The organism is Pseudomonas sp. P9_31 (genome assembly GCF_034008235.1).
Taxonomy (GTDB): Bacteria; Pseudomonadota; Gammaproteobacteria; order Pseudomonadales; family Pseudomonadaceae; genus Aquipseudomonas.
The window spans coordinates 1,843,549-1,856,952 of the sequence record NZ_CP125375.1; the positions used below are offsets into that span (position 1 = coordinate 1,843,549).

General features: G+C 58.8%; 12 protein-coding genes. 10 read left to right on the plus strand and 2 right to left on the minus strand.

Annotated elements, in window-relative coordinates:
- Window positions 1-55 precede the first annotated feature (55 nt).
- From QMK51_RS08375 to QMK51_RS08400, 6 genes are all read left to right on the plus strand, one after another.
- Window positions 56-937 carry a hypothetical protein gene (locus QMK51_RS08375; protein ID WP_320393720.1) on the plus strand — a complete coding sequence of 294 codons (882 nt, stop codon included), beginning with the start codon at window positions 56-58 and terminating at the stop codon, window positions 935-937.
- Window positions 938-1,045: 108 nt separating this feature from the next.
- Window positions 1,046-2,038: a 2-dehydro-3-deoxygalactonokinase gene (locus QMK51_RS08380; RefSeq protein ID WP_320393721.1), complete on the plus strand. Its 993-nt coding sequence runs from the start codon at window positions 1,046-1,048 to the stop codon at window positions 2,036-2,038.
- 19 nt (window positions 2,039-2,057) lie between these two features.
- Window positions 2,058-2,678 carry a 2-dehydro-3-deoxy-6-phosphogalactonate aldolase gene (locus QMK51_RS08385; protein WP_320393722.1) on the plus strand — a complete coding sequence of 207 codons (621 nt, stop codon included), beginning with the start codon at window positions 2,058-2,060 and terminating at the stop codon, window positions 2,676-2,678.
- Between the two features lie 46 nt (window positions 2,679-2,724).
- Entirely contained in the window at window positions 2,725-3,873 is a 1,149-nt protein-coding gene (dgoD, locus tag QMK51_RS08390) for a galactonate dehydratase (protein WP_030131992.1), read from the plus strand.
- 190 nt (window positions 3,874-4,063) lie between these two features.
- Window positions 4,064-5,374 carry an MFS transporter gene (locus QMK51_RS08395; RefSeq protein ID WP_258699654.1) on the plus strand — a complete coding sequence of 437 codons (1,311 nt, stop codon included), beginning with the start codon at window positions 4,064-4,066 and terminating at the stop codon, window positions 5,372-5,374.
- 60 nt (window positions 5,375-5,434) lie between these two features.
- The gene (locus tag QMK51_RS08400; protein WP_223487284.1) at window positions 5,435-6,238 is read left to right on the plus strand and encodes an IclR family transcriptional regulator; all 804 of its coding nucleotides are present in this window, start codon (window positions 5,435-5,437) and stop codon (window positions 6,236-6,238) included.
- An 11-nt stretch (window positions 6,239-6,249) separates the two neighbouring features.
- Here QMK51_RS08400 and QMK51_RS08405 read toward each other — a convergent pair whose 3' ends face one another.
- The gene (locus QMK51_RS08405) at window positions 6,250-7,302 is read right to left on the minus strand and encodes an NAD(P)-dependent alcohol dehydrogenase (protein ID WP_052964829.1); all 1,053 of its coding nucleotides are present in this window, start codon (window positions 7,300-7,302) and stop codon (window positions 6,250-6,252) included.
- 191 nt (window positions 7,303-7,493) lie between these two features.
- On the opposite strand from QMK51_RS08405, the gene QMK51_RS08410 reads away from it, so the two are divergent.
- Window positions 7,494-8,384: an AraC family transcriptional regulator gene (locus QMK51_RS08410; protein ID WP_320393723.1), complete on the plus strand. Its 891-nt coding sequence runs from the start codon at window positions 7,494-7,496 to the stop codon at window positions 8,382-8,384.
- Window positions 8,385-8,567: 183 nt separating this feature from the next.
- Here the strand turns inward: QMK51_RS08410 and QMK51_RS08415 are convergent, their stop codons facing one another.
- Window positions 8,568-10,232, minus strand: coding sequence for an electron transfer flavoprotein-ubiquinone oxidoreductase (locus QMK51_RS08415; RefSeq protein ID WP_320393724.1), 1,665 nt, complete (start codon window positions 10,230-10,232; stop codon window positions 8,568-8,570).
- Window positions 10,233-10,779: 547 nt separating this feature from the next.
- On the opposite strand from QMK51_RS08415, the gene QMK51_RS08420 reads away from it, so the two are divergent.
- The 3 genes from QMK51_RS08420 to QMK51_RS08430 all read left to right on the plus strand — a co-directional run bounded on the left by QMK51_RS08420 (window position 10,780) and on the right by QMK51_RS08430 (window position 13,404).
- A complete protein-coding gene (locus QMK51_RS08420; protein ID WP_003226982.1) occupies window positions 10,780-11,529 on the plus strand; it encodes an electron transfer flavoprotein subunit beta/FixA family protein in 750 nt (249 codons plus the stop codon).
- The gene (locus QMK51_RS08425; protein WP_258699658.1) at window positions 11,530-12,459 is read left to right on the plus strand and encodes an electron transfer flavoprotein subunit alpha/FixB family protein; all 930 of its coding nucleotides are present in this window, start codon (window positions 11,530-11,532) and stop codon (window positions 12,457-12,459) included.
- A gap of 108 nt (window positions 12,460-12,567) precedes the next feature.
- The gene (locus QMK51_RS08430) at window positions 12,568-13,404 is read left to right on the plus strand and encodes a substrate-binding periplasmic protein (protein WP_320393725.1); all 837 of its coding nucleotides are present in this window, start codon (window positions 12,568-12,570) and stop codon (window positions 13,402-13,404) included.

Below are 13,404 nucleotides of genomic sequence, written 5' to 3' on the forward strand. Positions count from 1 at the left end.
TGGATTTGCCGTTGGCTAGTGTTGCTTTGTCTTTTTTTTATTTTTTGGGCGAAAAATGAAAAAGTTTCTGTTGGTTTTTGCGTTTTTTATGTGTTCGTCGTGCATGCATTTGGACGTGCCTGCACCACGAATCGAATTTGCATCAATTGAGTATGATTCAGGGCTCTATAACCTGCGCTTTAGGTCCGACAGAGATCTGGTTAATTTGTATAAGGCACATGGCATAAGCGCGCAGGTAGGGACTTGGCTAACCTGCTCTCTGGATGGGGACGTTGATTTTTCTATCCTGCATCATATTCAACTGTCAGGGCGTGCCGTTGTCGATGAAGTGCGCATTGTTGAAGGGGATCGTCGTTATGAATTCAACAGCAGATTTATGTTTGAAGAGGATGAAGATGAGGGGGCTAGTTCTCGTCCTATCCGCAAAGAAGTGTTGCTGTCGTTGTTAAAAAAACAGGAATATATTCCGTGCAAGGCAACAGTTACCGCGTTTTTGTACAAGGCGTATTACTCCAAGGTTATGTACATTCCAACGTCACGGATTATTGTCGAAGTTGAGAAAGAAATTACGGCTCCTGAGTATGTGATTTTGCCACCAGAAGATCGACAACTGTCATGGTTGCAATTTGAACAGATCTGCATCAACGAGACGCGTTACTACGCGGGTGAGATCATCGTTCATGGGGGCGTGTGCAGCGGTTTGCCCTACAGTGGGCTGTTGAGTTCATTCGCACCACTGAAAGGAAAATTTCGCATTGTGGACATGAAAACCATGCAGCCTAAAGCGAACGTCAGTTACACCATAAAGCGTGCCGATGGGCGTGAAGAAGAGGGGCTAAGTGATACTCGGGGCGAAACGCACATGTTCGGTTCGGACCATCACGAAACCTTCAAACTTTTCGTGGCCGAAGACGGTGTTGGAGGGATTCCGATATAAAACACTAAAATCCCAATATGTGGGACGTAAAATTACATATTGAGATTTTCCATATGGAAGGTCTATAGTCCAGCTCACTCACTGCCAAAAAACAAAACAGGTGAAGCGATGCTGGCGCAATTGATCGCGCTCGATTGGGGGACAACCTCATTACGTGCTTACAAACTCGGTTTCGGTGGCCAGGTGCTGGAACTGCGTGCGCTCTCGTCCGGGATCATGCAGCTGCCCAAGACGCCGCGAACCATCGCCGGCCAGGCATGCGCCGACGGTTTTGAACTGGCCTTCGATGAGGCGTGCGGTGACTGGCTCGACGCACAGCCTGATTTGCCGGTGATTGCTTGCGGCATGGTCGGCAGTGCTCAGGGCTGGCGCGAAGCGGCCTACTGCGACACGCCGGCGAACGTCGCCAATCTCGGAACTTCCCTACAAACCGTTCGCAGCCTTCGCGGTGTCGATGTGCACATCGTGCCGGGCGTGATTCAGCGTTCGCGCTTGCCGAATGTGATGCGTGGCGAGGAAACCCAAGTCCTCGGCGTGTTGCAGAGTCTGCCGAGCGGGGCGGGTAACGATCTATTGATTGGCCTGCCGGGCAGTCATTCGAAATGGGTGGAAGTGGCCGATGGCTGCATCGTGCGTTTCGATACCTTCATGACCGGCGAAGTCTTCGCCGTGCTCAGCGAACACAGCATTCTCGGGCGCACTCAGCAGCGCGGCGCATCTTTTGATGGCGAAGCGTTTGACCGTGGCGTGCAAGTGGCGCTGTCGGCGGACGGCGAGATCGGGCCGCTGTCGACGCTATTCAGTGCCCGCAGTCTGGGGCTGACCGGCGAACTGAGTAGCGCCGCGCAACCGGACTATCTGTCCGGCCTGTTGATCGGTCATGAACTGTCGGCCCTGGCCAATGTTCAGCGGCACCGGCACAACAGCGTGCACCTGCCTTCGATCATCCTCATCGGCAACGCCCAACTCTGCAGCCGCTACAGCCGGGCACTCGACGCCTGTGGTTTTGCCCGGGTGGCCCTGGCCGAACAGGCCACCGAGCGCGGGTTGTGGCAGTTGGCGGTCGCCGCCGGACTGATCACTGCAAACCCATCCCGTTAAACCTGACTGGAGGTCTGACATGTTCAAGCAAGCACTGGCACAAAACGGTCTGATCGCGATCCTGCGTGGCCTGCGCCCGCAAGAGGCGGCAGCCGTCGGCGAAGTCCTGTACTCGGCCGGATTTCGCGTCATCGAAGTGCCGCTTAATTCCCCCGAACCGTACGAGAGCATCCGCATCCTGCGCCGTACGTTACCCGCCGATTGCCTGATCGGTGCGGGCACGGTGTTGACGCCGGAACAGGTCGAGCAAGTGAAAGTGGCGGGCGGCCAAGTGATCGTCATGCCTCACAGCGATGCCAAGGTGTTGCGCGCGGCGAAGGCCGCCGGGCTGTTCCTGTCGCCGGGCGTGGCGACGCCGACCGAAGCCTTTGCGGCGCTCGCCGAAGGGGCGGATGTGCTGAAGATGTTCCCGGCCGAACAGATGGGCCCAGCCGTTGTGAAAGCCTGGTTGGCGGTATTGCCGGCGGGGACGGTGCTGGTGCCGGTGGGCGGGATTACGCCGGACAACATGCAGGTGTTTGTCGAGGCCGGCGTCAAAGGTTTCGGCCTCGGTTCCGGGTTGTTCAAACCGGGTATGACGGCTGACGAAGTAGCGGTGCGCGCCAAGGCGTATGTCGCTGCATGGAACGCTCTGCGTTAAGACTTTTTGGCGCCGAGCGCGCTACATCTATAAGAGAGATAAAAAGATGAAAATCACCAAACTCACTACCTTCATCGTTCCGCCGCGCTGGTGCTTCCTCAAAATCGAAACCGACGAGGGCGTGACCGGTTGGGGTGAGCCCGTGGTCGAAGGCCGCGCGCACACCGTCGCCGCTGCGGTCGAGGAATTGTCCGACTACCTGATCGGCAAAGACCCACGCAACATCGAAGACATCTGGACCGTGCTCTACCGTGGCGGTTTCTACCGGGGCGGGGCGATCCACATGAGTGCCCTGGCCGGTATCGACCAGGCGTTGTGGGACATCAAAGGCAAGGCCTTGGGTGTGTCGGTCAGCGACTTGCTGGGCGGCCAGGTGCGGGACAAGATCCGCGTCTACTCGTGGATCGGTGGTGATCGCCCGGCGGACACCGCTCGCGCTGCGAAAGAAGCGGTCAGCCGTGGTTTCACAGCGGTGAAAATGAATGGCACCGAAGAACTGCAATTCCTCGATTCCTTCGAGAAGGTCGACCTGGCCCTGGCCAACGTCGCCGCCGTACGCGATGCCGTCGGCCCGAATGTCGGCATCGGCGTGGACTTCCATGGTCGGGTGCACAAGCCCATGGCCAAGGTGCTGATGAAGGAACTCGACCCGTACAAACTGATGTTCATCGAAGAGCCGGTGCTCAGTGAAAACTACGAAGCGCTGAAAGAACTGGCGCCGCTGACCAGCACACCGATTGCCCTCGGTGAGCGGTTGTTTTCGCGTTGGGACTTCAAGCGTGTGCTCAGCGAAGGCTACGTCGACATCATCCAGCCCGATGCCTCCCACGCTGGCGGCATCACCGAGACCCGCAAGATCGCCAACATGGCCGAAGCCTACGACGTGGCACTGGCGCTGCATTGCCCGTTGGGCCCGATTGCCCTGGCGGCGTGCCTGCAACTGGACGCGGTTTGCTACAACGCGTTCATCCAGGAACAGAGCCTGGGCATTCATTACAACGAGAGCAACGACCTGCTCGATTATGTGAAAGATCCGCGGGTGTTCGACTACGACAAAGGCTTCGTGAAGATCCCCAATGGCCCGGGCCTGGGCATCGAGATCAACGAGGAATACGTGATCGAACGCGCGGCGGTCGGCCACCGCTGGCGCAACCCGATCTGGCGCCATGCCGATGGCAGCTTTGCCGAGTGGTGAGTGGCTGACACAACACCGCCCCCTGTGGGAGCGAGCCTGCTCGCGATGATGGCGGTACATCCGACATTGATGTGACTGACAAGACGCCATCGCGAGCAGGCTCGCTCCCACAGGTTTGATCTCCAGGCAGAGGAGATCCGCGTTCATGTTTGTTCCACGACCTCAATAAACATAAGAAGAGGCACCCCCCATGCAACCGCAAACCCTCACCGGGCAAGCATCGTTGGTGACGCCCAGTCGCAAGCGTTTTTTCATCATGGTCCTGTTGTTCATCACCGTGGTGATCAATTACCTGGACCGCAGCAACCTGTCCATTGCCGCCCCGGCGCTGACCAGCGATCTGGGCATCGATCCGATTCATGTGGGGCTGATCTTCTCCGCGTTCGGCTGGACCTACGCCGCCATGCAGATCCCCGGCGGCTGGTTGGTGGACCGGGTGCCGCCGCGCATTCTCTATAGCGTCGCCTTGCTGCTGTGGTCGCTGGCCACGGTGATGCTCGGCTTCGCCGCCAGTTTCATCGCGCTGTTCGTGCTGCGCATGGCGGTCGGTGCCCTGGAGGCGCCGGCCTATCCGATCAACAGCCGCGTGGTGACGACCTGGTTCCCCGAGCGCGAACGCGCCACCGCCATTGGCTTCTACACCTCCGGGCAGTTCGTCGGCCTGGCGTTCCTGACGCCGGTACTCGCCTGGCTGCAGCACCAATATGGTTGGCACATGGTGTTTGTCAGCACCGGCGTGGTGGGCATTATCTGGGCGGTGATCTGGTACGCGGTGTATCGCGAACCACGGGATTTCAAGGGCGCCAATGACGCTGAAATCGAATTGATCCGCGAGGGCGGCGGGCTGGTGGATATCCAGGTTGAAACCGCGAAGGCCAAGGCGAAATTCAGCTGGGTCGATCTCGGGATTGTCCTGAGTAAACGCAAGTTGTGGGGCATTTACCTCGGCCAGTTTTGCCTCAATTCGACCTTGTGGTTTTTTCTGACGTGGTTCCCGACTTACCTGGTGAAATATCGCGGCATGGACTTCATCAAGTCTGGCTTACTGGCGTCGCTACCGTTTCTGGCGGCTTTCGTTGGCGTGCTGTGTTCGGGGTTCTTCTCGGACTTTTTGATCCGTCGCGGCTATACGGTGGGTTTCGCCCGCAAATTGCCGATCATTGGCGGCCTGCTGATTTCCACCTCGATCATCGGTGCCAACTTCGTCGAGTCGACGCCGCTGGTGATTGCCTTCCTCGCGCTGGCCTTTTTTGGCAACGGTCTGGCCTCGATCACCTGGTCGCTGGTGTCGACCCTGGCTCCGGCACGGTTGCTTGGACTGACCGGTGGCGTGTTCAATTTCATCGGTAACCTGGCGGCGATTACCACGCCCATCGTCATCGGTTTCCTCGCCTCCGGTGATTCGTTTGCCCCGGCGATTACCTATATCTCGGTTCTGGCGTTGTTGGGTGCGCTTTCCTACGTGTTGCTGGTGGGCAAGGTCGAGCGTATCAAGTTGTAGTCGCAGCCGTCGGGCGACCATAATGCCGCCCGTTCACTCGCTCAACGGTAAAGGCTGGATATGCAGGAAGACGCCCCAAAAATCGCCAAGGATGCCGCGCCGACCGGCACCCAGACACTGCTTCGTGGCCTGGGTGTGGTTCAGGCCGTGGCCAGTGGCGCCCGCGATCTCAAGGAAATCGCCCGGCTGATCGGCACGACGCGCAGCACCACCCATCGTCTGGCCAGTTGCCTGGTGGACGAGCGTTATCTGCGGGTGGTGCCGCAAGTTGGTTATCTGCTGGGGCCGAAACTGATCGAGTTGGGTTTCCAGGCGCGTGAAGAGCTGCCACTGGTGACGTTGGCCGGGCCGTATCTGGATGAGTTGTCGGCGTTGACCGGCGACACCATTCACCTGGCGATTCGCGAAGGTGACGAGGTGCTGTACCTGCTCAAGAATCCAGGGCGCAACGGTCCGGAAATGCGTTCGCGGGTCGGCCATCGCATGCCATTGGCGCGTACCGGCATCGGTAAGGCGCTGATGCTCGATGACTCGCAGGAAGAGTGGCAACGGCTGTACGAAGTCAGCTTGCCGGTGGGTGGGAAAAATCAGTTCTGGCCGCAGCACCCGGAGCAATCCTGGGAGCAGTTTCAGCAGCGCATGATCGAGTACGTGGCCGGTGGATACGCCTTCGACCTGGAAGACAACGAACCGTCGATCCGCTGCGTGGCGGCGCCGATCCGCGATGCCAGCAAGCGCATCGTCGCCGGTATCAGCATCGCCAGCACCGTGCCGTACATGCCGCTGGAAAAAATGGCCGAGCTGATTCCCCTGATCAAAGGGGTCACGGCCCGGCTGTCGGCGGAGCTTGGTTTGAAGGTGTAAGCCGCGAAGATTTAGACCTTCAGCGTCGCCATATCGATCACGAAGCGGTACTTCACGTCACCGGCAATCATGCGGGTGTAAGCCTCGTTGATCTGGCGGATGTCGAGCATTTCGATGTCGCAGGTGATACCGTGCTCGGCGCAGAAATCCAGCACTTCCTGGGTTTCGGCGATACCGCCAATCAGGGAGCCTGCCAACACGCGACGACCCAATACCAGTTTGGCAGCGTGGACCGGTGGATCGATCGGTTCAATCAGGCCCACCAGAATGTGTACGCCGTCGAAACGCAGCGTATCGAGGTAGGGATTGAGGTCGTGCTGCACCGGAATGGTGTCCAGCAGGAAGTCGAAATGTCCTGCGGCGGCTTTCATCTGTTCAGCATCTGTGGACACGATCACGTGGTCCGCGCCTTGACGACGACCTTCTTCAGCCTTGCTCGCCGAGCGGGTGAACAACGTCACTTCAGCGCCCATTGCCTTGGCGAACTTGATGCCCATGTGACCGAGGCCACCCATGCCGAGAATCCCGACCTTGTCGCCGGCCTTGACGCCGTAGTGCTTGAGCGGCGAGTAGGTGGTGATGCCGGCACATAGAATCGGTGCGGCGCTGGCCGGGTCGAGTTTCTCCGGGATGCGCACGACAAAGTGCTCGCTGACCACGATGCTGTCGGAGTAACCGCCCATGGTGTTGCTGCCATCGACCCGGTCCGGGGTGGCATACGTCATGGTCGGACCTTCCAGGCAGTATTGCTCCAGATCCGCCTGGCAGGCTTCGCAGTGGCGGCACGAGTCGACCATGCAGCCGACCCCGACCAGATCGCCGACTTTGTGTTGGGTAACATTCGCACCGACGGCGGTGACTTTGCCGACGATCTCATGGCCGGGCATCAGCGGGTAAACCGCAATGCCCCACTCGTTGCGTGCCTGATGGATGTCGGAATGGCAGACGCCGCAGTAGAGAATATCGATCGCAACGTCGTCGGCCCGTGGGCTGCGGCGTTCGAATTTCATCGGGGCGAGGGGAGTGGTGGCTGACTGAGCGGCGTATCCGATGGCGGTGTACATGGTGAACCTCGCAAAAGCAGTGACAGGTGAGGCGAGCCATTCTGGGCGCCGCAAGGGTTACCGGCCATGGCGATTCCTCCGGGTGTCATGCCTAATCCTCCGGCATGCACCGTTGATTGGTCGCATTGGCGTTCAGACCTGCGATGATGCTTTCATCCCTTTTTCGCGACTTTTTTTGTGAAGAGCTCCTCATGTTGTTGACCCGTCATCTCGATGCCAATGCCACCCTGGTTTCGCTGATCCAGCCGCTGACTGTTCGCGATGGTTTCGCTCCCACCGCATTGCCAGGGGTACAGGTTTTGCGGGCCAGTTGTGATGTGGCCCGTGGCCCGCAAATCTACGAGCCAAGCCTGGTCATCATCGCCCAAGGCAGCAAGTTGGCGTATCTGGGCCCGCGTACGCTTGAGTATGGTGCCGGGCATTACCTGATTCAGGCGCTGCCGGTACCCTTCGAGTGCGAGACGTTTTCGGCTCCGGATGGCCCGATGCTGGGCGTTTCCATCGCCATTGACCGGGTGTTGCTCAGTGAGTTGGTGCTGGCCATGGGATTGTCGCCGGGGCGCACTGTTGCCGCGCAGACACCCGAGTCCATGACCTCGGCGGTGCTCGACGATGCCATGCGCGGTTGCGTGGAACGGTTGTTGCGCTGCCTGCACGATCCGCTGGAATGTCAGGTCATGGGCCCGGCGCGCTTGCGTGAATTGTTGTTCGTGGCGTTGCGTGGGCCGCAAGCCGATGTATTGCGGGCGTTGGTGGAGCAACAGGGGCAGTTCGCCCGGATCGCGGCGTCCCTGAGTCATCTGCATGCGCATTACACCGAGCCGCTGAACGTCGAGACCCTGGCCAGTTGCGCGAACATGAGCGCGTCGACGTTTCATGAGCATTTCAAACGCAGCACCTTGTTGTCGCCGGTGCAGTATTTGAAGCGTTTGCGTTTGCTCAGGGCGCAGCAGTTGTTGCTGGGCGAAGGACTGGGCGTGGCTCAGGTGGCGCATCGGGTGGGGTATCAGAGCACGTCGCAGTTCAGCCGCGAGTACAAGCGTTATTTCGAACGTAATCCGGGAGATGAACGCGCCGCTTGATCTAGTGAGGGCTCATGTGGGAGCGAGCCTGCTCGCGATAGCAGTGTGCCAGTCGACATCAATGCTGGATGATAAACCGCAATCGCGAGCAGGCTCGCTCCCACATTGGTCTGGTGCTGATGCTTGAATTGTGGGCAACAAAAAGGCCCCCATTTCGGGAACCTTGTTGTTTAAGTGTTCGACTTACATGTTCGGATAAGTCGGGCCGCCAGAGCCTTCCGGCGCCACCCAGGTGATGTTCTGTGCAGGGTCCTTGATGTCGCAGGTCTTGCAGTGAACGCAGTTCTGGGCGTTGATCTGGAAGCGCTTCTCGCCGTCTTCCTGGGTTACCACTTCGTATACGCCGGCCGGGCAGTAACGCTGGGCGGGCTCATCGTACAGCGGCAGGTTCTTGCCGATCGGGATACTTGGATCGGTCAGCTTCAGGTGGCACGGCTGCTCTTCTTCGTGGTTGGTACCGGAGATGAACACCGAGCTGAGTTTGTCGAAGCTGATCTTGCCGTCCGGTTTCGGGTAGTCGATCTTCTTGCAGTCGGCCGCCAGTTTCAGGCAAGCATAATCCGGCTTGGTGTCGTGCAGGGTGAACGGCAGTTTGCCGCCGAAGATGTTCTGGTCGATCCAGTTGAAACCACCGCCGACAATGGCGCCGAACTTGTGAATCGCCGGGCCGAAGTTACGGCTGGCGAACAGTTCGTCATAGAGCCAGCTCTTCTTGAAGGCGTCGACGTAAGTGGTCAGCTCTTGCGTGCCGTCCAGATCGGCGAACAGCGCGTCGGCCACGGCGTCAGCGGCGAGCATGCCGGACTTCATCGCGGTGTGGCTGCCTTTGATCTTGGCGAAGTTCAGGGTGCCGAGGTCGCAACCGATCAACGCGCCACCCTTGAAGACCATTTTCGGCAGCGAGTTCAGGCCGCCTTTGCAAATGGCACGAGCGCCGTAGCTGATGCGCTTGCCGCCTTCCAGGTATTGCTTGAGCACCGGGTGATGCTTGAGGCGCTGGAACTCGTCGAACGGTGACAGGAAGGTGTTGCTGTAGGAAAGATCGACGATCAGACCGACGACCACCTGGTTGTTTTCCAGGTGATAGAGGAACGAACCACCGGTGTTCTCGGTGCCCATGATGTCCAGCGGCCAGCCGGCGGTGTGGACCACCAGGCCTGGCTGATGCTTGGCCGGGTCGATTTCCCAGATTTCTTTCAAACCGATGCCGTAGTGCTGGGCGTCGGCTTCGCTGTCGAGGTTGAAACGCTTGATCAGCTGCTTGCCGATATGGCCGCGGCAACCTTCGGCGAACAGCGTGTACTTGGCACGCAGTTCCATGCCCGGGGTGTACAGGCCTTCTTTCGGATGGCCTTCACGATCGACACCCAGGTCGCCGGTGATGATTCCGCGAACCACGCCGTTCTCGTCGAACAGCGCTTCCTGGGCGGCGAAGCCCGGGTAGATTTCCACGCCCAGGTTCTCGGCCTGCTGAGCCAGCCAGCGGCACAGGTTGCCCAGGGAAATGATGTAGTTGCCTTCGTTGTGCATGGTCTTGGGCACAAAGAGGTCAGGAATCTTCTGCGCGCTGTCGGCGTTTTTCAGAACGAAGATGTCATCGCGTGTGACGGGCGTATTCAGCGGTGCGCCGAGTTCTTTCCAGTCCGGGAACAGTTCGTTCAGGGCCCGTGGCTCGAACACGGCACCGGACAGGATATGAGCGCCGACTTCGGAGCCTTTTTCGACCACGCAGACGCTGATTTCCTTACCGGCTTCGGCGGCCTTCTGCTTCAAACGGCAGGCGGCGGACAGGCCAGCGGGGCCGGCACCGACGATGACCACGTCGAATTCCATGTATTCGCGTTCCACAGGCTATCTCCTACTCAAGGCTCAACAGTTTTTTTCTAATTGGAGGTTTGGCGTTGCATCCATTATTTACTTCGATCAGGCGTCGAAAGCGACAATGGGTGACCCACCTTTCTCTCTAGGTGGCGCATTATATCTACACCACTCCTAGCGTCCAATACAAACGTTTGTTTGAATTGGCTCAAAGCCAGATAAATCAAAGTCACGCGGCTTATGACTGGCCATTTTGCCGTATTGACCCGAATAGGTGTTCCGGTCAAGATACGGGCGGTTTTGCGCTCGCCGTAGGCTGACTGTTGGTTTCAAGAGCACCTCTAAAGACAGGGCGATGGCAGTACCAGGTGATGCGCCGCGCAGGTTTGGCGCGCAGTTTACACGTCGCGATAATGAATGACTTGTTGGTCACCACTGACGAACGGTCAAAAGCCTCGTGAGCAAGGTTCACCCGATACACCTGCCAGCGTTTTTAGAGGTGCCCTTGCGCCGATGAGCATCAACCGCCAGGTTCGCCTAGGCGACTTTCTTTTCACCGGAGAGTAACGAGGAATCCATGAAGGTTCTTGTAGCTGTCAAACGCGTTGTGGATTACAACGTCAAGGTTCGTGTCAAGGCGGACAATTCCGGCGTCGACCTCGCCAACGTCAAGATGTCGATGAACCCGTTCTGCGAAATCGCAGTGGAAGAAGCCGTACGTCTGAAAGAGAAAGGCGTTGCGACTGAAATCGTCGTCGTCTCCATCGGCCCGTCCACCGCTCAAGAGCAACTGCGTACCGCGCTGGCTCTGGGTGCCGACCGCGCCATCCTCGTCGAATCCGCTGAAGATCTGACTTCCCTGGCCGTTGCCAAATTGTTGAAAGCGGTTGTCGACAAGGAACAGCCTCAGCTGGTGATCCTCGGCAAACAAGCCATCGACAGCGACAACAACCAGACTGGCCAGATGCTTGCGGCATTGAGCGGCTACGGTCAGGGCACGTTCGCTTCGAAAGTCGAAGTGTCCGGCGACAGCGTTGCCGTGACCCGTGAAATCGACGGCGGCGCGCAGACTGTTTCGCTGAAACTGCCGGCCATCGTCACCACCGACCTGCGTTTGAACGAGCCACGCTACGCGTCGCTGCCAAACATCATGAAAGCCAAGAAGAAGCCGCTTGAAGTGCTGACTCCGGACGCTTTGGGCGTTTCCACCGCCTCCACCAACAAGACCCTGAAAGTCGAAGCGCCAGCTGCACGCAGCGCGGGTATCAAGGTCAAGTCGGTGGCTGAACTGGTCGAGAAACTGAAAAACGAAGCGAAGGTAATCTAAATGACTATCTTGGTTATTGCTGAACACGACAACAAAGTACTGGCCCCGGCCACGCTGAATACTGTGGCTGCTGCTGCCAAGATCGGTGGCGACATCCACGTACTGGTTGCAGGTCAGGGCGCTGGCGCCGTGGCTGAAGCCGCTGCGAAAATCGCTGGCGTGGCGAAAGTGCTGCTGGCCGACAACGCCGCTTACGCTCATCAACTGCCGGAAAACGTTGCCCCACTGGTAACTGAGTTGGGCGCTGGCTACAGCCACATCCTGGCTGCCGCGACTTCCAACGGCAAAAACATCCTGCCGCGCGTTGCCGCGCAGCTGGACGTTGACCAGATCTCCGAGATCATCTCGGTCGAAAGCGCAGACACCTTCAAGCGCCCGATCTACGCCGGTAACGCCATCGCCACCGTTCAATCGAACGCTGCGGTCAAAGTGATCACCGTGCGTGCGACCGGTTTCGACCCGGTGGCTGCTGAAGGTGGTTCGGCATCGGTTGAAGCCGTTGCCGCTGCCCACGACGCAGGCACTTCCAGCTTCGTCGGTGAAGAACTGGCCAAGTCCGATCGCCCTGAACTGACCGCTGCCAAGATCGTCGTTTCCGGCGGTCGCGGCATGCAGAACGGCGACAACTTCAAACACCTGTACGCCCTGGCCGACAAGCTGGGCGCTGCCGTTGGTGCTTCCCGTGCCGCGGTCGACGCCGGTTTCGTACCCAACGACATGCAAGTCGGTCAGACCGGCAAGATCGTTGCGCCACAGCTGTACATCGCCGTCGGTATCTCTGGCGCGATCCAGCACCTGGCCGGCATGAAAGACTCCAAGGTGATCGTGGCGATCAACAAGGATGAAGAAGCGCCGATCTTCCAGGTGGCCGATTACGGCCTGGTGGCGGATCTGTTCGAAGCCATCCCTGAGTTCGAGAAGCTGGTCTAATCCGGCGGCTTGACTTATAAAGAGCCCGGCCTTTTGGTCGGGCTTTTTTTGTGCTTCTGTAGGAGCTCCTACGGTCGATATAACGGGGTTTGAGTGGAGTGTGTCGCCATGGATTTGCGCCGCGTGTGTGGCTGGTCATTACTGCTGGGGCTGGCGCTGATGCCGGGGCTGTCTGCTGCCGCGGGCAAATGCGAGCGCTTGATCGTGACCGGCAGCCCGGACGCACCGCCGTACCTGTGGCAAGATCCGCAAAACCCCAAGTATCTGATTGGCGCCAGCGCCGACCTGTTGCAGCACGTGGCGGGGGAGTTGGGCATCAAGGTCGAGCTGCTTTACGCCGGCAAACGCTCCCAGGCCCTGGATGAGGTGCGCAGCGGGCGTATGGACATGCTGGCCGATGCGCCGTTGACGGTCAGTGAGTTGGAAAGTCTGGATTACATTCATCCACCGCTGCTGGAAAACGATTACCTGCTCTGGACCCGCAACGACTCGTTACTGGTCTACAACGAAGCGCAGGACCTTCACGGCCATCCCGGTGCCATGTCGGAAAAGGCTCGAGTGACCCTGTCATTTGGCACGTTCGCCGAGCAGCAATTGACCCTTGTGCGCACACCCAACCTGACCCAGGCCTTTCAGAAATTGCTGCTGGGCGAAGTGGAATTTGTCCTCGCCGGCCGCTACTCGGGCATGGCCATGGCGCAAACGCTGGGGATGGCCAATGACTTGATGGCCCACCCACAACCCGTCGACAAACCGGGTCTGTATCTCGCCATTTCCCATAACTCGGCCTGCAACGATCCCTGGTTGCGCGGACAGCTGGCCAAAAAGATGACAGAATTGCCCGCGTCCGGACTGACGGAAGCCGCGCTGCTGCGCAATATCGAGCGTTGGAAAGCGCAAAGCTCACAACCGCAGCAACAACCTGTCAGTACCCCAAATCAGTAG